Origin of the sequence: Paenibacillus sp. FSL R10-2734 (assembly GCF_037963865.1) — a bacterium.
In the GTDB taxonomy this organism is placed as follows: Bacteria; Bacillota; Bacilli; order Paenibacillales; family Paenibacillaceae; genus Paenibacillus_AQ.
The window spans coordinates 1,562,026-1,582,336 of record NZ_CP150170.1 but is presented as its reverse complement, the minus strand read 5'-3'; the positions used below and the strand labels follow the sequence as shown (position 1 = coordinate 1,582,336).

The 20,311-nt window shown below is 43.3% G+C and carries 13 protein-coding genes; 4 read left to right on the top strand and 9 right to left on the bottom strand.

The features are described 5' to 3' along the window. Window positions 1-187: 187 nt before the first annotated feature. The 3 genes from NSS67_RS07120 to NSS67_RS07110 are packed head-to-tail and all read left to right on the top strand — an operon-like array spanning window position 188 to window position 4,483. A complete protein-coding gene (locus NSS67_RS07120; protein ID WP_339318902.1) occupies window positions 188-1,837 on the top strand; it encodes a response regulator in 1,650 nt (549 codons plus the stop codon). Further along, window positions 1,834-3,603: a histidine kinase gene (locus tag NSS67_RS07115; RefSeq protein WP_339318901.1), complete on the top strand. Its 1,770-nt coding sequence runs from the start codon at window positions 1,834-1,836 to the stop codon at window positions 3,601-3,603. Before NSS67_RS07120 ends, NSS67_RS07115 begins: the two co-directional genes overlap by 4 nt. After that, window positions 3,596-4,483, top strand: a complete 888-nt coding sequence (locus tag NSS67_RS07110; RefSeq protein ID WP_339318900.1) for an AraC family transcriptional regulator — start codon at window positions 3,596-3,598, stop codon at window positions 4,481-4,483. Before NSS67_RS07115 ends, NSS67_RS07110 begins: the two co-directional genes overlap by 8 nt. A gap of 100 nt (window positions 4,484-4,583) precedes the next feature. Here the strand turns inward: NSS67_RS07110 and NSS67_RS07105 are convergent, their stop codons facing one another. From NSS67_RS07105 to NSS67_RS07090, 4 genes are all read right to left on the bottom strand, one after another. After that, window positions 4,584-7,241 carry a family 78 glycoside hydrolase catalytic domain gene (locus NSS67_RS07105; RefSeq protein ID WP_339318899.1) on the bottom strand — a complete coding sequence of 886 codons (2,658 nt, stop codon included), beginning with the start codon at window positions 7,239-7,241 and terminating at the stop codon, window positions 4,584-4,586. 45 nt (window positions 7,242-7,286) lie between these two features. Further along, on the bottom strand, window positions 7,287-10,373 hold the full coding sequence (locus NSS67_RS07100; RefSeq protein WP_339318898.1) for a glycosyl hydrolase: 3,087 nt from the start codon (window positions 10,371-10,373) through the stop codon (window positions 7,287-7,289). A 307-nt stretch (window positions 10,374-10,680) separates the two neighbouring features. Further along, a complete protein-coding gene (locus tag NSS67_RS07095; protein WP_339318897.1) occupies window positions 10,681-11,496 on the bottom strand; it encodes an RNA methyltransferase in 816 nt (271 codons plus the stop codon). 313 nt (window positions 11,497-11,809) lie between these two features. After that, a complete protein-coding gene (locus NSS67_RS07090; RefSeq protein ID WP_339318896.1) occupies window positions 11,810-12,469 on the bottom strand; it encodes a TrkA family potassium uptake protein in 660 nt (219 codons plus the stop codon). 138 nt (window positions 12,470-12,607) lie between these two features. Between NSS67_RS07090 and NSS67_RS07085 the strand changes: the two genes are divergently transcribed. Beyond that, entirely contained in the window at window positions 12,608-12,844 is a 237-nt protein-coding gene (locus NSS67_RS07085; RefSeq protein WP_339320522.1) for a small acid-soluble spore protein SspI, read from the top strand. Window positions 12,845-12,941: 97 nt separating this feature from the next. Here the strand turns inward: NSS67_RS07085 and NSS67_RS07080 are convergent, their stop codons facing one another. The 5 genes from NSS67_RS07080 to NSS67_RS07060 all read right to left on the bottom strand — a co-directional run bounded on the left by NSS67_RS07080 (window position 12,942) and on the right by NSS67_RS07060 (window position 20,294). Further along, complete coding sequence (locus NSS67_RS07080; protein WP_339318895.1) at window positions 12,942-14,540, bottom strand: peptide chain release factor 3; 1,599 nt, start codon at window positions 14,538-14,540, stop codon at window positions 12,942-12,944. A gap of 1,318 nt (window positions 14,541-15,858) precedes the next feature. Beyond that, window positions 15,859-17,409: a glucose-6-phosphate dehydrogenase gene (gene zwf / locus NSS67_RS07075; RefSeq protein ID WP_339318894.1), complete on the bottom strand. Its 1,551-nt coding sequence runs from the start codon at window positions 17,407-17,409 to the stop codon at window positions 15,859-15,861. 200 nt (window positions 17,410-17,609) lie between these two features. Continuing rightward, the gene (locus NSS67_RS07070; RefSeq protein WP_339318893.1) at window positions 17,610-18,425 is read right to left on the bottom strand and encodes a YwmB family TATA-box binding protein; all 816 of its coding nucleotides are present in this window, start codon (window positions 18,423-18,425) and stop codon (window positions 17,610-17,612) included. Window positions 18,426-18,608: 183 nt separating this feature from the next. Beyond that, on the bottom strand, window positions 18,609-19,262 hold the full coding sequence (locus NSS67_RS07065; RefSeq protein ID WP_036685532.1) for a response regulator transcription factor: 654 nt from the start codon (window positions 19,260-19,262) through the stop codon (window positions 18,609-18,611). A gap of 18 nt (window positions 19,263-19,280) precedes the next feature. Next, window positions 19,281-20,294: a sensor histidine kinase gene (locus tag NSS67_RS07060; RefSeq protein WP_339320521.1), complete on the bottom strand. Its 1,014-nt coding sequence runs from the start codon at window positions 20,292-20,294 to the stop codon at window positions 19,281-19,283. Window positions 20,295-20,311 lie beyond the last annotated feature (17 nt).

Genomic DNA, 20,311 nt, shown 5'->3' with positions numbered 1-20,311 from the left:
AGCTGTTCGATGCTTACATGAAAATTATAAAAGAAACCGTTTTCTCTGATCTACGTGCATGATTTTACTTCGCCGTTATATTTTTACTACTTTCTGATAGCGCATTCAAAATAGTCCCTATCATTTGTTACAATAGAAAAAAAGCACCTTACATTCATTTTGCAAATATAAAGTTGGAGGTTCAATCATGGGAAGCCTGCTGATTATAGATGATGAGTTAGACATTCTGGAGTCCCTTCAGGAAATGTTTCTTTACGAAGTATCTGTCGATATTGATGTATACACTGCCAATTCTGCAAAAAAGGCAATACAATTGCTGGATAAAATGAGATTTGATGTTGTTTTAACTGACATTAGAATGCCTGGAATGAATGGCGTTGAACTTTTCAAGGTCATAAAAGAGAATTGGCCGCAATGCAAAGTCATTTTTTTGACAGGTTACAAAGAATTCGATTACTTATACGAAATAAACGACTATAAAGATGTCCGCTACCTATTAAAAAGCGAGGACGACAGTGTCATCATTAAAACAGTTCTAGATGCTTTTGATGATATACAAAAAATGATCGAGCAGGAATATTCCGCATTAGCGGTCAACCTTGAGATGGATAAGGCTCAGATGTGGCTTAGAAAAGAATTCCTAAATCAACTCATATACAATAAAAGCATTCGTGAAGTCCAGCAGAAACAGTTCGATGACTTAAAAATCCCACTTAAGAGCGATACCTCCATGCTGGTGTTCCTCTTTCACCTGGATAATTTTGGTATCGAAGATTTCATAGTTGAAGAATTTTATTTATATCAAAATGTCATTCATATCGTACACCATTTCATGTCTGATCAGATTCAAGTTCATGTTCATCTCGTAACAAACGGATACGGTATTTTAATGTTGCAACCTCAAATCACAACTGATTCATTGACGGATTTACAGTGGGAGCGCATGTTTAATCTTTCCTTCGGGGCATTAGAATATATACAGGAGAATTTCAGTAAGACTGTAAACAAGAGTATCTCATTTGTAGCCAGCTCAATTCCATGTTCTTTACAGGATCTACATCTACATTATGAAAGACTAAAGAAACTTGCAATCTCAAGACTTGGCGTGAGTGAACAAATGATTGTAAAAGAGGAGGTCAGAGAACAAGAAGCGTCTGAGAATCCACATGGTCCAGTTAATTTACGTCCTCAAATCCAACTGCTGGAGACCTATTTGGAAATGAGAAAGCCACTTCCCTTTTTTGATACATTAGATATTCTTTTGTGTTCTCCCGAAAAGGTCCATAACAAGTATTATGATGCTACCTTAGCACTTTATTATAATATTGCAATTACTCTACTTAATTTTATCAATGAGAACAATCTAACTGCAGCTATCGCTGAGAAGATCAGTCTTGATAAATTAACAACTGCAGACAGGCATGCATCACCGGAGAATTCATTAACCTATTTATATGATATCTCCAACAACATTTTTGAAATCCTAGGCAGCGAAGCAAGGAACCGGACGAATGAGGCTCTGCAGAAAGTACAAGCTTATATTGAAAACAATTTAAATGAAGATTTGACCTTGAATAGACTTGCTGAAATAGGCTGCTTTAACGCTTCTTATCTGTCCCGAATTTTTAAACAGACTTACGGCTGTAATCTATCTGATTATATCGGAAAAGGACGTGTAGAACTGGCAAAACGACTTCTGCGTACCAGCAACGAACGAATTAATGAGATATCAAGAAAAGTAGGCTATATATCCGCACATTCTTTTACAAGAGTCTTTAAGCATATTACCGGCATGACGCCAATCGAATATAGGGATAAATACGGTGAATTTAGATGAAGAGAAAATTGATGTCAAGGGAAGGTCCGCTCAGGATTAACTGGAAAAATTCATTGCGTACTAGACAACTGACTATACTAATTCTTTTTCTATTTGTAAGTGCACTATTTTCAGTTTTTCTATACTACAATGCGATAAAAGTTGCTAAACAGTCTATTAATGACAAAATGAATTCCCAAGCAGACTTTTATATCGATTCCATTGATCAGCAGGTGTTGAATATAGAGAACATGATGTACGATCTGTTCTCATCTCGCAAGCTTGCGTTTCTTGTGAATCCCAACAGTACACTTACTGATTATGAACGAAGAGATGCTATTCTATCGGAGCAGGAACGTCTAATCTCTCTGAAGAACAGTAGTCTCCTGGTAAAATCGGCCACTCTCTACTTACCAAAGGCGAATCTAAAAATCTCCAATGACATTGTTGAAAGCATGACGATTGATGATTTGTTATTTATCGAGAAGCACTATTCTTTGGTAAACCAGATTATGAATTATGAGGACAATAAGCTTTTTATGGTATCGACTGGATCTCCTTATGAGAAGGATTTCAAAATGACTGAAGCATTCTTTTATGTTGAATTGAATCGGGATAAGATCATCGACACGCTGGCTAAATTTAATACCATCGAAAATAGTGGTTCATTTCTCTACCAGCAAAATAAGGACATATATATCGAGAGTACCAAAGGTGAAAACTTTGGTAAAGATGTTATGCAATATATCAATGAGAATTCAGGTCACTCTGAAGCTCAAACATTATCAGTTGATGTGCATAATCAAAAATTCCTAACCGTTATTAGAAAATCAGATTACTTTGGGATGTTTGTGCAGTATAACCCCGAAAAAGAAGTGTTGAGAGATCTACAAATCTATAAATGGCTTGTTTCTATATACATCGTCTTAATGATCTTTCTATCTATTTCTATGTCTGCATATACTGAAAAAAATATTCACAAGCCCTTAAGCAAGCTGCTTAGAGCTTTCTCTAGGGTCGAACAAGGTGACTTCAACAGTGAGCTTAAATTGACTTCCAATAAAGGAAATGAATTCAGCTATCTCTACGACGCATTTAATCACATGACCCAAGAAATCAGAAATTTAATTGAGGAAGTATATATTCAGAAGAATCTGACACAAAAAGCTGAGCTTAAACAGCTACAATCCCAAATCAATCCACACTTTTTATACAACAGCTTCTTCTCTCTTAGCAGGAAAATAAAAAGAGGAGATCTCGAAATTGCAGAAGAGTTCGCTCGCCATCTCGGAGTTTATTTCCGCTTTTTAAACAAAAATAATTCCGATGACGTACCACTGTCCAAAGAGGTAGAACATGCCCGAAGCTATACCAGTATTCAGCAAACACGATTCTATGACCGGATTCAGATTCAATTTGAGAAACTCCCTGAACAATATAATGATTTACTTGTCCCTCGTCTGATTTTGCAGCCGATCATCGAAAATGCTTTTGAACATGCCTTAGAAAATATGGAGGAGGATGGATTATTAAACATAACTTTTGTGGTAAATGAGCCTTTTCTTGAAATTCATATTGAGGATAATGGTCAGGATACTGATGCTCTGACGCCTGAGGAACTTAATGCTAGACTGGAGAACAATGATTCTGGGGAAGTAACTGGTATTCTAAATATTCATAAGCGTTTAAAAATTTACTTTGGAGAGAGGTCTGGATTAGTGGTGAGGAAAAGCTCTCTTGGTGGTGTCGAAGTGATTATAAAGCTACTCCAAAAAGATCATGAATGACGAAAAAATGACGCTACCCTTTCGTTTAATTGAACCTCCCCCAGAATCTCATTTTTTTCCGTTATATCTTTATTCCGTCGGGAGTCATCATCAATACCGTCATTCCAAGCCACTCGGCTTTCCTGTGTATCAATTTTTCTTGGTTCGCAGCGGAACAGGACTGTTTCGGGATCTGACTTCCGGTGAAGAATGGAAGCTTGAACCGGGACATGCATTCTTATTCCCGGCGGACAGGGGACATGAGTACTTCCCCCTTTCTCATGAACCATGGCATGTAAGCTTTATCGGTTTCTTCGGCAGTATAGCCGATAGCTTTCTAGAGGGAATTGGTCTTAAAATCGCCACCCCATTTTATCCTAAAAGATTTGAGGAATGTTGGGAGGAGGTTGGGAACATATGGCGGGCTGTAGATAATCCTTGTTCCACTTCCCAGGAGGAGGCGTATATGCAAAGCATTTCAGTATCGCTTTTCCGCTTTCTCTTAAATCTCCGTGTAGCTGAACAGTCTAAAGAGGCTTTTCAAATACCATCGGTTGAGGTTAGCCACAATGAGGTGCTGCAAAAAGCGCTTAGGCTAATGAATCAGCACTTTACTGAGCCGCTATTGATCTCAAATCTTGCAAGAGCTGTAGGATACTCAGTACAGCATTTCCAGCTCTTATTCCAGCAGGAATATGGGGTTACCCCCAATAAGTATTTGCAGAATCTGCGTCTCGAACGTGCAATGCAGTTAATTAAAGAAAGCCCATCCTTGCCGATACAAGAAGTTGCTCAGAATTTAGGTATGGAGCCAAGTTATTTAATTAGATTATTCCGCAAAACCTATGGACAAACTCCAGGCGAAATTCGCAAAAAAACCTTAAACCTAGTGGACAAGTAAGTACTAATAAGGGTATCCAGATTGCTATGAATGGCTATGGATACCCTTTTAGGTTATAAATGAACTATATTATCTTTATAAATCTGATACCATGTGGGTTCTAGAGCCTGTTTACGAATCGGTAACTGCCAGAACCAATTTTTAGCCGCGCATAAACCTGTGTATCCTCTGAAACTTCATCATAGGGGACTAGTTCACCATTCTCTAGCAACTGAGACTCACTTTTTAGAAGAGGAATGTGTAATGTAGCTGTCGTATTGGCCGGTATCTCCACATTAAGCATGATTTCCTCATCAGAATGAGCAAATTCAACTCCAATCTCTCCACGTACAGAATGATGGACACCCTTAATATGCTTCACACGTTCACTTTTAAATGGAGCAATATTAATCTCCTTAAAAGCTTTACAAGCGGACTTAATACCCAAGAGTTCCCTATACATCCATTCCAGAATATGCCCCATCATATCGTGATTTCGGGATCGAGCATCGTCATTCCAGAACTCTGGTAACGACGTTTCTCCACGTTCAACAAAGCGAATATAGCTTGGATGCTCCGGCTGCATCATCATATCCATAATAATGTCGTTACGTTTCATACGGGAAAGTGCTAAAAACAAGTATCTCAAACCAATTTCACCGGAATGCAACTGCCGTGATGAAACGGTATGGAATAGAGCAAGCTCAACATCCTTTAGGTTCTCTTCAGGCACAAGCTCGAAAGCTAGAGGAATAGCCTGAATCACCTGGTTCATTGGATCAAACGAACCGCCAAGCTTATGATACGCATATTTCAAACTATCGTCTGGTGAAGAAGTTAAGAGTAATCTATTATAATTATTTTTAATTCTCTCTGCTTCTGCCTTATAATGTTTATAATCATCCACAAGGTTTAGCATATTAGCAAATTTAGCCATTAAACGATAGCCTTCATAATAAAATGCGGTTTCCACATTTTCTATATAATCACCGCCTGTCTGAGGCTGAATTCCCCAGTCCCCTAACCCGTGGCCGATCAGGCCATTATGGATTTCTTTTGTTTTTAGATAATCCATGTAACGCTTCATTGCCGGGTAAGCCTCTTCAATAGCGGTAACGTTATCGTATCTTTCGAGCAATAAATTAGGCACCGCTAGGAGTGAAATTCCCCATGCGATTGAATCCCGAAATCCATCAGCAAAGAGTGAATATTCAGGCGCAATATCCGGAATCAAACCATCACTAGTCTGCGCTTCCATCATATCTCTCACAATTTTCAGAAAGAGCTCTTCTGCCTGTTTAACATACATGATTGAAGGACCCATTAGTCCTGAGGCCTCCAGCCAACCAAGCTTCTCAATCGTTGGACAATCTGAATGCACACTTTGCAGATTGCTCTCAATGGCCTTAGTGATAATGAATGCAAGCTTTTCTATTCGTGAATCATCTGTTGTTAGTGTACCTGCATCCTTGGAAGCCGAGGTGACAAAGTGTCCTTTGATATCATGAATAAATGGCTTACTCTTGTCGGCTTCGTCGCGAGTGCAACCCTCAATTTGCAACCATCGCGCACCGAAGTAGGAGAAATCTGGCTTCCAGACCTCCACTTCCCCTGTTCCGGCAAGTGTAAATTCAGAATAAGTCACAATATCCCATGGCGTAGCGATGGTTCCATCTTCTCTCATCAGTTCACCCGGTTTGATGGTCACCTTGCTACCCGCTGGACCGCTGGCGTATATTTCAAACATCCCCGCCATATTCTGGCCCAGATCGAACACGTAAACACCAGGCAGCGGTTCAGTGATAGACAATGTTTCATAAACTCGCTTAACCTTCACGGGCGGTTGGCTCTGATTGACCAGTTTGCCCACTGGTGGCTTCAGGACCTTTGACTTCTGCCACTCGCTGTCATCAAATCCCGGAGTATAATATCCATGTGGATATATCCGCGCATCGAAGTTTTCAGAGCCATACACATTGGCCAGCCTTGTTGCACTCTCACGTACCTTCCAACCTTCAGCATCCGTTCGGAGAATAGACCGACTTCCATCTTCGAATTCTATATGCCACTCGCCAATTACCATAAGCTGGCTTCCATAAGGCTCATATCCTTTATCCATCGTGTAAAAGTGGCGCCCCCCGCTATCGCCAGCGAAAAAACCATTCCCGAGATGTAAGCCGATAACATTGCTACCCGACTGCAAATGTGTAGTTATATCAAACCCGACATACTGAACGGATTTTTGATAATTTGTCCATCCTGGATCTATCTCGTGATCACCGACCTTACTGCCATTCATATAGTGATTAAAATGTCCAAGACCCGATACTAGAGCAAACGCATACTTCACTTTCTTATTCAGTTCAAAGCTATAACGAGCATAGAAAGGCGTTGCTTTTCCACTTCCTATCCATTCAGCATTCCATTCTTTATTATCCAGATATCCGGTAACAAAGGTATGCGGCTCGCTCCAGCAGAAGCTTCCTTCCGGATTCCACACCGCGACCTTCCATACATATTTCGCAGTACTTTGCAGCGGTAGTCCATTATACATTACTCCCAGTTGTTCTTCGGAGGCGACCTGTTCACTATCCCATAGCAAGTTATTTTCTTTTGCCAAAGAATTTTCATCCTGCGCTACAACAATTCTATAATGGGTTTGCTTCTGTTCCTGAAATTGACTGCTCAACTGCCATGCAAAGATCGGATATCCTGTGTCAATACCCACTGTGGAGTAGTAGTTTTTAATGGTCAATGCATAAGGTTGTAGCATACTCATATTTTCACCCTCTTTTATTTATCAGCTCTGGTTATGGAAATGATGTTAGCCTTTCTTCTGACGATATATATGCACTTGTCCATTCAAACCATATGGGGTAACTACGTATTCAGGCGTATATTCCTGACCTGTACGACGATAATCCCACCATTCCTTCCAGTTGTATTGGGTCCCTGCCTGATGCAACGGCCCAAGCATATTCCTTGGACTTCCAACGACCTCAATGTCTATCTTATTTAATCCAGGGACAAGCAGCTTGCTAACATCGAGACGTTTGACTGCCGACCATGGGATATGTCCCGCGTGTTGCCCGTTGATACGGACATCGACAGTGACCGCATTATATTCTCCAAGCTCTAGAAGGACGGCTTCATTCTCTTCTTGATGAATCACATGGTTATACTCCAAATGGTAGACAATGCTTCCACAGTAGTGCAGATATCCCTGCAGGCACCAATCGCCAAAGCGCAGCGTTTCATTCTCCTTCACAATTCGTCGATCAACAGAGACTCCGAAATCCCCAATCAAATAACAGTCCTCGACCTCCATATCATTCATGTAAGAACAGCTAATCGTCAATGTATTATGACCCAGCTTAAGCCGCGGCAGAAGAAGCTTGTCTATGCTACGGTCCAGAAACCAGCCTTCGGCAGAATTGTTCACTACGCTTCCGTTCAGTGTGACCGTAAATCTATTGGCCTGCTCGATAGCGAGATATACATTTCCCTCTGGTACGTCGACAACTTCAACGTTAAATTCAAAGGATACATAAGCCCCATCGTTGGCATGTGGACTATGGACCCACATATGACGCTGTATTCCGCCATTGCTAAATACCTGACGCATACCAAGCACTTCACGTACCTGCTGCTGCGCTTGCCACACATCCATAGTTTCAGATAAGAGACTGCTCCCAATGGAGTAGCTACACCGATCCAGCGTTAACACATTGGGTGCTGTTCTGCTGAATTTACTGACCGGACCAAGTGCCGTAATAATTTGCTGTGGCATTTCATGGAACTGCTTGAGCTCAGAAGGTGCCTCTTCTTGCGGAAGCGAGTTCAACACATACAGCTTGGAATCAGCTGGTCCAAAGGAATCAACAAAATAAGTCATCCCATCCTTTTCGACAGTCTCCACTTCTTCTGAAGTTCCGGTTAACATATCCCAAACCTCGAGACGTCCACTTCCTCGCAATGATATTTCCACACGCGCTCCCTTTTGTCGATCGTTATTTACTACAAAGAGGATTCGGCTGTCTTCTAGATCCCTCAACATATAGAGGAATGATTCCGCCTCACGGTAGTTTTCGTTTCGGATACTTACTTCACGAGGGAGTATGTTCTCTAGCCAATCCGGCACTGCATCCAGAGTTCCCGCTTGCACGAAGCCTTCATGGTCGCTCAACTTCTCCATAAGATTAGATGGCAACCCATCTACGAGAAATGGTAACTCCCCGGCAGCGATGACCTTCCCTCCGGAATCCAGAAATTCCCGCAACAATTCAGCTGTCGTACCAAAAATGTTATTCATCGGAGGCAGCACTACGACGGTATAGGCAGCAAGGTTAACAACAAACTTCCCGTCTCTTATTGCGCCGCTGTCGCGAATAATCAATTCATCGCCCAGATCGTAATCATAATGTGAAGCTAGAAGAAGGTTGATAAATCTCGCATATTCCCCTTCATAATCACTGAGCTTGCGTCTGCTTCCATGATCGTCACTTCCAGATCCTGGACCTAGCATCGACCAAATAGAGGATACCGGATTCAATACTAGAATGTCGCGTACAACCTCCCCTTGGCTCAGTACTGCTGAGAGACGGGCGTAATAATCTTCGAGAATATGGTTATACTCCCACCAGTTGTTATTGTAATTAAAGGACGGCGGATAATCTCTCTTCCGGCAACCCTTAAGTGAATATAACGCAAGATGATGCGTCAGAAAATTGACGCCCTGCACAAACTGCCAGTCCCCAAGCCATCTTCGACCTTCAAAAGTAAAGTCCCAACCGGTTACCCCGTAAGTTTCTGTAATAACACGTTTTCTGCCAAACTGCCGGGCAACGCTGGATACTTGTTTAATCGTCAGATTTTCATCGGTTTGCTCTCCAAGCGTGTCAATACCTGGAACATCCAGGTATCGATAATGCGGCATGACGGCTCCCGTTGTTTTTGTCGCACCAGTAAGGCTAGCTTCGGAATGAAAATGCCCCGTAAATTGAAGGCCATTCTCCCGGCACCAATTACTGATTTGCTGTGTATAGGATTCACAGAACAATTCAGTAACCGTTAACCAATAATCAAAGCGAGCCTTGTACATCCCTTCACCTGTGTACATCAACAGCGGGAGTGCCTCCCAGATCGAGTAGCCATTTTTCTTTTGAAAATATACCGGAAAAACATCTGACCAACTTAACCATACAAGTGTAGATGCACTGTTCTCTCCATATCCGCCAAATGTCGGTTCATCTGTAAATATTCCTGGAACTGTCTTGCCAAATTCTTCTCCAATCTCTTTTTTATAAAGTTCATGAGTACTTTGCAAAAAGAGACGAATCGACTCTGGATTCAGGTTGTCTGTATAAGTGTCCCCGTGGCACCATTCACTTGCAGCAGCGATCTCCCTTCTGAATATAAGAAAACTGTAGCCCTGCTGAGGTACTGCCCCTTCTAATAGAGCAGCATGATCTATTAAAACAAACTCTGAGAGTTGATTGTCCAGTAGCATAACTTCATATACGGCGACTATCTTGTCGTCTGGAATAAATTCCATTGTCTTTTCTAAAGTAAGCGCTTTGGCGCGAACCTCATCACCACCAAGCCTTGGCACAGCTCCGCCGCCCATACCTGAGGAATACCTGTCTTCATCGTAAAGCCAGGCGTACATTCCTTCCTTCTTCGCAGTCTGCACGGTCTCCCGAATACGATCAAAAAATTCTTCTCCTAGATAAGGCGTTTCCAATCCTTCCCGTACATGCATCATAAAGCCGCCCATACCCTGTTCCTTAAATCCCTCTACCTGATGGTTTAACTCCTCCTGCGTAAGATCGTCATTCCAGGACCAGAACGGAACTGACCTATACTCCATCGGAGGATGAGTAAATAGTCCTTTTAACTTCTCTATATTCATTGTTGTGCCTCCTCTAGACCTTTTACTGGATTTTTGTCTGATTATCACCTACTCGTATCTTAATACCTTTGCCTATACTCTCTATATGAAAATCAGAAGGATTTGATAGTACAATTTGAAGATGAATCAAAATCAAGCTATTTTCGTCTTTCTAGTAAGATCAATTTAGTGAAAAATAAAACAAAAAAGGAAAAAGTCCTGATGTATCAAGGGTTTCTTGATCATCAGGACTTTTTTACTTGTGACAAATTGACGATACAGATAAGTGACAAACTGCGTTCCAATAAGTGACAATATGAATTACAACTCACACACAACTGGAATTATTGTTTGTTAAACTCCCCCGCTGCCGCATCCCCTCAAACAGCAAAATCGTCGCAGCCATAGCCGCATTTAGCGATTCTGCTCTGCCCGCCATCGGGATGATGATACTCTTGTCCACGAGTCGCGCCGTTTCCTGCGAGATGCCCTTGCCCTCGCTGCCAATCAGCAGCCACTGGCTGCCATGAAAATCATGCTGATAGCACGATTCTTCCCCTTGCAGTGAAGTGCTCACCAGCAGCGCTCCATTGTCCCGGGCCTGCGGCAAAATCTCACTTAAATCTCCCTCTACCACCGGGAGATGGAACATCGAGCCCATCGTGGAACGGATGGTCTTCGGGTTATAGAGGTCGGCACAGCCTTGGCCGAGGATCACTCCGTCTGCTCCCGCTGCATCCGCGCTGCGGATGATAGTGCCGACATTGCCGGGGTCCTGGACCCCGTCCAGGACAACCACTAGACTATCCTTCTTCGATAGGATAGCCTCTACCGCCTGCTGTTCCTTCCGTACGATTGCGAACACCGGCTGCGGTGTATTGGTGCTGCTGCATTTCGAGATGATGGCCGCCGAGACGCCAATCACTTCCATGCCCTGAACGGCCTGAAGCAGCCCCTTGAGTTCAGCGGGCATTCCTTTGTCGAGGTCATAGGCAAGGCATTCCACATCTGCTTCAGCCAGCAGCGCTTCCTGTACTAGATGGACGCCCTCTACGATATATTTACGAGCCTTGTCACGATGCTTTTTCTCTTGCAGCCCGGCCCATTCTTTAACCCGCGTATTTTGCGGAGACATGATTTCCATAAAGTCTTCCTTTCTTATGCCTTGCCATTTATTCTTATATCTTTGCTCTTTGCTCTTTGCTCTTTGCTCTTTTTCTTATTCTTGTTCTTCTCTACTACCCTATAAACCTGATGAAAACGTTGTGGAGAGGAAATTTGGAACTGTAGGAGCGTAGCGTTCGCCCGAAAGCTTTACGTAGTAAAGCTCGCTTCGAAAGCATAAGCTGTCTCCGGATTTAATCCGCAGCAGGCGACTCAAATCAAAAAATCTGGAGACAACAGCGACCGGAAGTCCTATTTTCTCGTAATAACGCTTATCATCAGAATCGCCCCACCTACTGATACGCAATCTCCAGCTTCGTCAAGTTATCCTTATGTCCAACGATTACAAGAACATCCCCATCGACCAAGCGGTCCTCTGCACGGGGGGAGATGTTCATCTCTTCACCTTGGCGAATGGCCATTACGTTACAACCAAATCTTGCCCGAATGTCGAGCTCTTGTAGATTTTTCCCGAGCATCGAACCGGATACCTTCATATCCAAAATACTGTAATCCGGTGACAGCTCAATATAATCCAATATATTAGGCGAAGCCAAATGATGAGCAACCCTCGTTCCCATATCCCGTTCAGGGTAAATCACTTTGTCCGCACCAATTTTGCCTAATACTTTTCCGTGCAGCTCACTTTTGGCTTTTGCGATAATTGCTGGCACTCCAAGATCCTTCAGGATTAAAGTTGTCAGAATGCTTGCTTGGATGTCCTCTCCAATTGCCACAACCACCACATCAAAATTGCGAATTCCTAGTGCGCGTAGCGCCTCCTCATCCGTTGAATCTGCAGATACGGCGTATGTTACTATATTTGAAATCTCCTGTGTCCGCTGCTCGTCTGCATCAATCGCAAGTACATCAAACCCCATACCGCTGAGCGCTCTTGCAACACTGGATCCGAAACGTCCCATACCAATGATGGCATATTGTTTTTTGGCCATGTCTATATGTACCTCCCGTAGCATTTCTATATCTCAAACAGTATAGCATACGCGAGCAAAAACTTGAATTTCCAGCACCTATAAAGGGTACATTATAACGAAGTAAATATAACTACATTTCAAAAAAGGAGGTACATGATGCCGGTTACTATTGACTTACGCCAGGCGATTATTCATAAAGTGCATGGTCAATCTGAAGAAGATTTGCGGCATATGATTGAAGGCTCGGTAGACGGACCGGAAGCAGCACTCCCGGGACTTGGCGCCGTGTTCGAAATGATATGGAAGGACTTAGATACCGCTAAACAAGATAATTTGGTTTCTATGCTGCATGATCACCTGGAGACGATTACTCCCGGGGATATCACATCTTAAACTAGCCTCAACTAGTCAAAAACCTCCGCTTCTCCATTGTGCAATTGCACGTCAGGAGGCGGAGGTTTTTAATTAATATTTAGGATGTTATCCTCAATTATAGTAATGCTTTTGGAGCCATCTCTAGGAACTTAGCTGTTGGGTTCTTATCCATCGCTGTCCGCATAGCATATTCATTCTCGAACAACACGACAAAATTGCCCTTCTTATCTGTAACGAGCGTAGAGTTAATACGGAACTTACTCGCATCCGGTTTAGTATCATCTACGATCCAACGCGCAAACTGGTATGGCATACGCTGCAACTGAACATCTACACCGTATTCACCCTTCATGCGGTACTCAAATACCTCAAACTGCAGCTGTCCAACTACGCCGAGCAGAATATCGTCGAAGTTAACCGTGCGGAATACTTGAATCATACCCTCTTCAGTCAGCTGATCGACACCCTTTTGGAACTGCTTCGATTTCAAAGCATTTTTAATACTTACTTTAGCAAAAATCTCAGGTGAGAATGTTGGCAGCTCATCGAATTCCAAATCTCCGGCCTGGCTCAGTGTATCTCCAATTCTAAAAATACCTGGATCAAACAGCCCGATAATATCTCCCGGATAAGCTTCCTCTACGATATCACGGTCTTGTGCCAAGAATTGTTGTGGCTGGGCCAGCTTAATGTCCTTACCCGCACGCACATGCTTTACGCTCATACCCCGTTCGAACTTCCCGGATACAATACGCAGGAAAGCAATCCGGTCACGGTGAGCCGGGTTCATATTGGCTTGGATTTTGAACACATAGCCAGTGAACTTCTCATTCAATGGCTCTATCAAACCTGAAGTGCTGCGGCGTGGTTCAGGCTTCGGTGCCAGATCCAAGAAATTATCGAGGAAAGTCTGTACGCCGAAATTGTTGATCGCACTACCGAAAAACACAGGTGTAAGTTCACCATTTAGTACTTTTTCATAGTCAAAAGCATCACCTGCTACATCCAGCAGCTCCAGATCCTGACACAGTTGATCATGCAGATACTCTCCAGCCATTTCACGAATGATTGGATCACGGTATCCATCAACCTTTTGTACCTTGATTACGGAATGATCGTCACCTTGGAACAGCTCTACCTGATTTTTCATCCGGTCATACACACCGCACAATTCACGGCCACTACCGATCGGCCAGTTCATAGGCACAGAGCGAATACCAAGTACCTGCTCCAGCTCTTCCATCAGATCAAACGGACTGCGTCCTTCACGGTCCAGTTTATTAATAAAGGTAAAGATCGGAATCCCACGTTTGGCACATACCTGAAACAGCTTGGTCGTTTGGGTTTCCACACCTTTTGCCACGTCTATAAGCATGACCGCACTATCCGCAGCTGTTAGTGTACGGTAGGTGTCCTCACTAAAGTCTTGGTGACCCGGTGTATCCAAAATATTCACGCGGTGATTCAAATAATCAAACTGCATCACAGAGGAAGTAACAGAAATCCCCCGCTGCTTCTCAATTTCCATCCAGTCACTCGTTGCATGCTTGTTCGCCTTACGGGCCTTAACCGTTCCCGCCAGACGGATAGCACCACCGAATAACAGTAGTTTTTCCGTTAAAGTTGTTTTACCCGCATCCGGGTGGGAAATGATCGCAAAGGTTCTGCGTCTGTCCACTTCCTTTTCCAGCTTCTGATCTATTGCTTTGTTCATTACACATATCCCTTCATATATAAAATTCATGCTTCTGCTTCAATTACACTGGGGTTATCATCAAATCGGTGCTCTGCTCATTGTTCATACCCCTTCATTTCTGAATGAATAGCTATCTTAGGTCTAGCTCCAGTCCGCTTCAAGTGAAAGCATCCTCTAAAGTATAACAAAACAAGGTAGACATTATCTACAAAAAAGCTTGTGCAGCAAAATATCTCCCAATTCAGGTTTATATAAAGTTCACCAGTTCTCATAGCTCAACAAGTAAAACGCCAGACGACGTCCTTGGAGGTAGAGTTACAAGCTGAGTACATCCGTTCCATACTCGTATAATATACACCTTCGTAGTGAGGTTCCGCTTACGGATCGTATGGCCTTTATTTCGATGAAATGAGCGCATATATTAGGGACGGACCGGATCGTGTTGCACTTATTCCCTAATAACAAGCCCATTATCGGGTGATTCAGGGCGGATAACAGCGCTGGCTCTTTTACGTTACCCCCGTCACATTGTATTCGTTTTTTCGCATACATTCGGCTCGTTTACGTTACCGGCGGCACATTGTATTCGGTTTTTCGCATACATTCGGCTCGTTTACGTTACCGGCGGCACATTGTATTCGGTTTTTCGCATACATTTAGCTCGTTTACGTTACCGGAGGCACATTGTATTCGGTTTTTCGCATACATTTGGCTCGTTTACGTTACCGGAGGCACATTGTATTCGGTTTTTCGCATACATTCGTCCGTAAGCTCGACTAAAACATGCATTTCGGAGGATAAGGTCCGCTCGGTCCGTTCCAAAGAGGTGTGTGTGAATTGAAAACAGGGGCTCCCCATGGCCACCCGTTGAATATAGGCCCCTCTCTTGAATTCGTTTTACATTTCTCCGCAGTCTCTTATAGTGAAATAGTTGTATTTCCTACACTTATTTGAAGTATTAGCATTTCCAATCGCCTTTAGTTGTATTTGATGCAATTAAAAATACAATTTGCTCGCTTTTCGGCCTTATACGGAGAATATAGTTGCAGAGAATACACTTAAAAGACTAATTTCCACCCAATATGTGATTTTAATTGTACAAAGTGCAGTTATTTGAAAAATGCTCAAGTTCGCCCGTGCGGCATTTGGATTCAGAGCGGTCTTGGGAGCCAGAGTAGTCTTGGGAGTCAGAGTGGTCTTGGGAGTCAGAGTGGTCTTGGGAGGCTGAGTGGCCTTGTTGGCCCAAGCGACCTGGGGAGGCTGAGCGGCGTCTGAATCTCAGCATTACAAAAAATCTCCCTGCATCCTCTGCAGGGAGATAGCATTAACTCAAAGTTTAGTTGTTTTTCAGCCACACAACATTATCTTCATCCTGGCCATTTACCGGCCACCAATGGAAACCATCCTGGCCAAGCAATTGATCCGCTTCAACCGGACCCCATGTGCCAGCAGGATAAGAAGATAGATCACTCGACTCTTCCTTCCAAGCCTTCGCAATACGATCCACGAACGACCATGCCGACGATACCTCATCCCAACGAGTGAAATAAGTTGAATCTCCGCGTGCCGCATCATGGAGCAAGCGCTCGTAAGCTTCCGGAGAGTTGATTCCAACCAAGCAGCTCTGACAGAAGTCCATAGCGAGCGGTTGAATTTCAGACTCGGAACCCGGCTTCTTGGCATTAATCTTTACATAAATGCCTTCCATTGGGTTCACACGGATAACTAGCAGGTTAGGCTCCAGCGTATGCTTTTGTCCCAAATAGACATTGGTTGGCATTCCCTTGAACTCAACTACCACTTCCGTCGTCTTCACCGGCAGACGTTTGCCTGTACGAATGTAGAAAGGAACTCCAGCCCAGCGGAAGTTATCTACAAATACACGGGCAGCAAAATACGTCTCGGTACTTGATTCAGGATCAACCTTATCTTCCTGACGATAAGCAGGAAGGGTCTTGCCATTGTGCAAGCCTTGAATATACTGTGCTCTCACGACATTCTCACGAACCTCGTCAGATGAGCCATAAGGACGAAGTGAACGAAGTACCTTCACCTTCTCGTCACGAATATCTTCAGCAAGCAGACGGCTTGGTGGTTCCATTGCGATCATAGTCAGCAGTTGCAATATATGATTCTGGCCCATATCCCGTAAGGCTCCAGCATGGTCATAGTAACCACCACGCTCTTCTACACCTACGGTTTCGCCAAGTGTAATTTGAATATTAGCAATATGCTTATTATTCCAAAGTGGTTCAAAAAAGGCATTAGCGAAACGAATGACTTCGATATTCTGTACCATTTCTTTACCAAGATAATGGTCGATCCGGTAGATCTCCTCTTCCTTGAATACCTCACGGATCTGCTCGTTCAGCTGCTCAGCTGACTCCAGATTGTATCCGAAAGGCTTCTCAATTACGAGACGATTCCATCCTGTACTATCCAACATGCCGCCAGCCTTAAGGTTGAACGAGACACTGCCGAACAATTCAGGTGCCAGGGCAAGATAGAACATCCGATTTCCCGGAATTCTGAACTTCTCTTCAAGAGCTTCTGTTTGAGCTCTCAATTCGCGGAAGCCGTCAATATCGTTGATGTCCAGAGATTTGTATTCAAAATGCTGTACAAACTCGTTCCATTCACTCTCGTCTCCTGCTTTATAACGGCAGAATTCAAGGATGGAATCCTTCACATCACTTCTAAATTCTTCCTGAGTACGCGGGCGCCGCGCCACGCCAATTACCGCAAAATCATGTGCCAGCTTACCTTCACGGTACAAGCTGTAAATCGCCGGGAAAAGCTTACGCCGGGCTAAATCTCCGGTTGCCCCAAAGATAAAAAAGACAGCACCGGGTGTGTGCAGTGCATCAAGGGTTTGATTTTCAGCCATGGCTCCTCATCTTTCTGTATGTAATATAGTTTATTGACATTCTCAGCGTCGAGTAGTACATGATTAACGACGTTATGTCATTTTAGCATATTCCTAAAAAGGATGCTATCACATTCCTGACAAATACTCTCGGGATTTCACAAATTTCAATTAATATTTCTTATCATTAACTATATCTTCGCTTATAAAAGAGAAATATGTCAGTACTCTATGGTTATTAATGGAAAGCCTATGGTTAGGCGATTCGTCCCTTTTTGATCTTCATGATGCACTGCGATTTGCGCTGAAATCGAATGGTTGCCGCTAACTACCGAGCGTTTCAAATCAGGAATCGAATAAGTGCGACTGATTGTTGTGACATCCTTATAACTCTCTTTCTCACTCACAGCTTTAAACTGCTCTATAAGTAATCCTTCTGTTTGCGACAGTACTTCCTCAGGCCCTCCCTGTTGTTCAGCGATTCCTTGAAGAGATACATTCCATTCTGCCTTGATGTTATTTTGTTCTAGGATTGTACTTACTTCATCAGCAAACCCCTGAAAGCTAGCTTCATTCTGTAAGTCCGACGTATCTAATGTCACAATAACATAACTATTTCCTTCTCCAAGATCACTCCAAAATAAGGAGAGATTCGATCCATATGGTTTTACCGCTGTTGAACGATAGGTCATATGCCCTTCTTCCTCTATTCCTGACGGTACAGTCAATCCAAGATGGATGCTGAGCTTAGCCACTTCAACTGAAGGATCATTGTAACCGCTGATTGCTCCTTGCCATTTTAAGACGATACGCAGTGGAGAACCGGATACCGTTGTCTTTGTTCCAAGATCTATTAAACTCATCAGAGAACCATTCAGTTCTGCTGTTACTGAAGCTTGAGAAGCAACCTCGTCAAGGACGATTGATTTCGCTTTAGCGCTTTGAAAGTTTATCAGTAAAGCTACAGTACAGCACAGGAATAATAGTATAAAAAGAGTTCTTTTTTTTGTTCCGTTGTTCAGCATAGTCTTCAGCATAATTCATTCTCCCTTTCGAACCTCTCTAGCAATCTACTAGACAGTATGTACGAAATAGGAGATTCTATACCTGATATATCCTCACAAAGTAAGGTTTTATGCTTCGATGCGTACTCAGATAATTTACGGGGCTTTCTTATACTATAAAAAAAAGACTGAAGCACGAGGCTTCAGTCCTTTTTGTTATTCAGCTAGTCCATTTTTATATGCATAAATTGCTGCTTGGGTTCGGTCTTCCACGCCCAGCTTCGCGAGAATATTCGTCACATGAAATTTCACAGTTTTGATTCCAATAATTAGTTGATCGGCGATGTCCTGATTTGATTTACCTTGCGCCAGCAGACGTAATACTTCCATCTCGCGTTCCGTAAGCTCTTTATAAGCAGGGGATTCACCCTTTGCATTGTTTCGAAAACGGTTCATCATTTTAGAGGCGACCTGTGACTCGAGTACAGACTGCCCTCTTGCCGCAGCGCGTATGGCATCCGCCACTTCACTAGCTCGTGAGGTCTTTAGTAGATAACTGAACGCACCCGCTTCAATAACCGGATACATTTTTTCATCGTCCAGATAGCTTGTCAACACAATGACTTTGATTTCGGGATACTGCTTCATTAGCTGCTTGGTCGTTTCAATCCCATCCATCCCATCCATTACGAGATCCATCAGGACTACATCCGGATTGTACTCTTGTGCTAAGCGGATACCTTCTTCTCCACTTCCAGCTTCACCCACGACTTCAATTCCGTCCTCAGTACCCAGAACAGCAGCTAGTCCGATCCGTACCATTTCATGATCATCTACAAGTAATACCTTAATGGCTTCCTCCATCTCCATGGTCACTCTTTCCTCCTATTATTCATTGACTAACGGAACGGTAATTTCAATCCGCATTCCTTTACCCGGAGCAGTAATAAACTGAATGGAACCCCCAATTTCATTCATCCGCTCCTGCATGTTCGACAAACCGTAGGAAGTTTGTTTACTATCATCCAATTCAAAACCGATCCCATCATCACGCAGCGTCAAGCGAACCGTATCTCCCCGCCGATGCAGCCTGATTTCCATCTTTTCTGCTTTCGCATGACGAAGTGTATTGGAGATTGCCTCCTGCACAATACGGAATAAGTGATTCTCTACCCCTTTTAGCAATTGCACATCTGGGTCCATTTCGAATACAATTTCGATCGGAACCTTAACCTTAAGTTCCTTGATCAACTCCTGCAGCCCCTGCGCTAATCCCTTACCTTCCAAATAAACTGGTCTCAAATGTAGCAATAGTGCTCTCATCTCTGATTGAGCTACCGCAGACATTTCTTCAATAAGTGCAATTTGCCGTTGAGCCTTGTCAAAATCCTTCTCCAGCGTCCTGCCTACAGCCGTGGCGGTCATAGAGATCGCGAACAACTGCTGTGAGACAGCATCATGTAATTCACGCGCAAGCCGCTGACGCTCTTCCATAATAGCAGATACTCGTGCTTGCTCCGCGAGCTTCGCGTTATTTGTAGACAATCGCTGCAGCGTTGTCACTTGGTTTTCCCATTTTCCGCTAATTCGGCCCAATTGTTCTCCGAGCCTTCCCAGCTCATCATCACCCAAGTCAGGCATAGATAGCGTTAAGTTTCCCTTCTCCCACAATACGAGGGTTTCTCTCAGACGTTCCAACTTTCGCTTAACACGAAAGCTCTGATAGAAACCAAAGCCAACCCCGAACCCCATAGGTAGCAGAATTAGAGTAAATGCCGTGCGTAAGCCCATCTCCCAGCTTTCAAAAGGCTTTAAATAGCCATATGTATACATGGTGTACAATATCACAAGCAGCATGACAAAAGAGAACAGAGCCCCCTCACCCATACTGCGTGACATCATGTTTTTGTTCTTTTTAT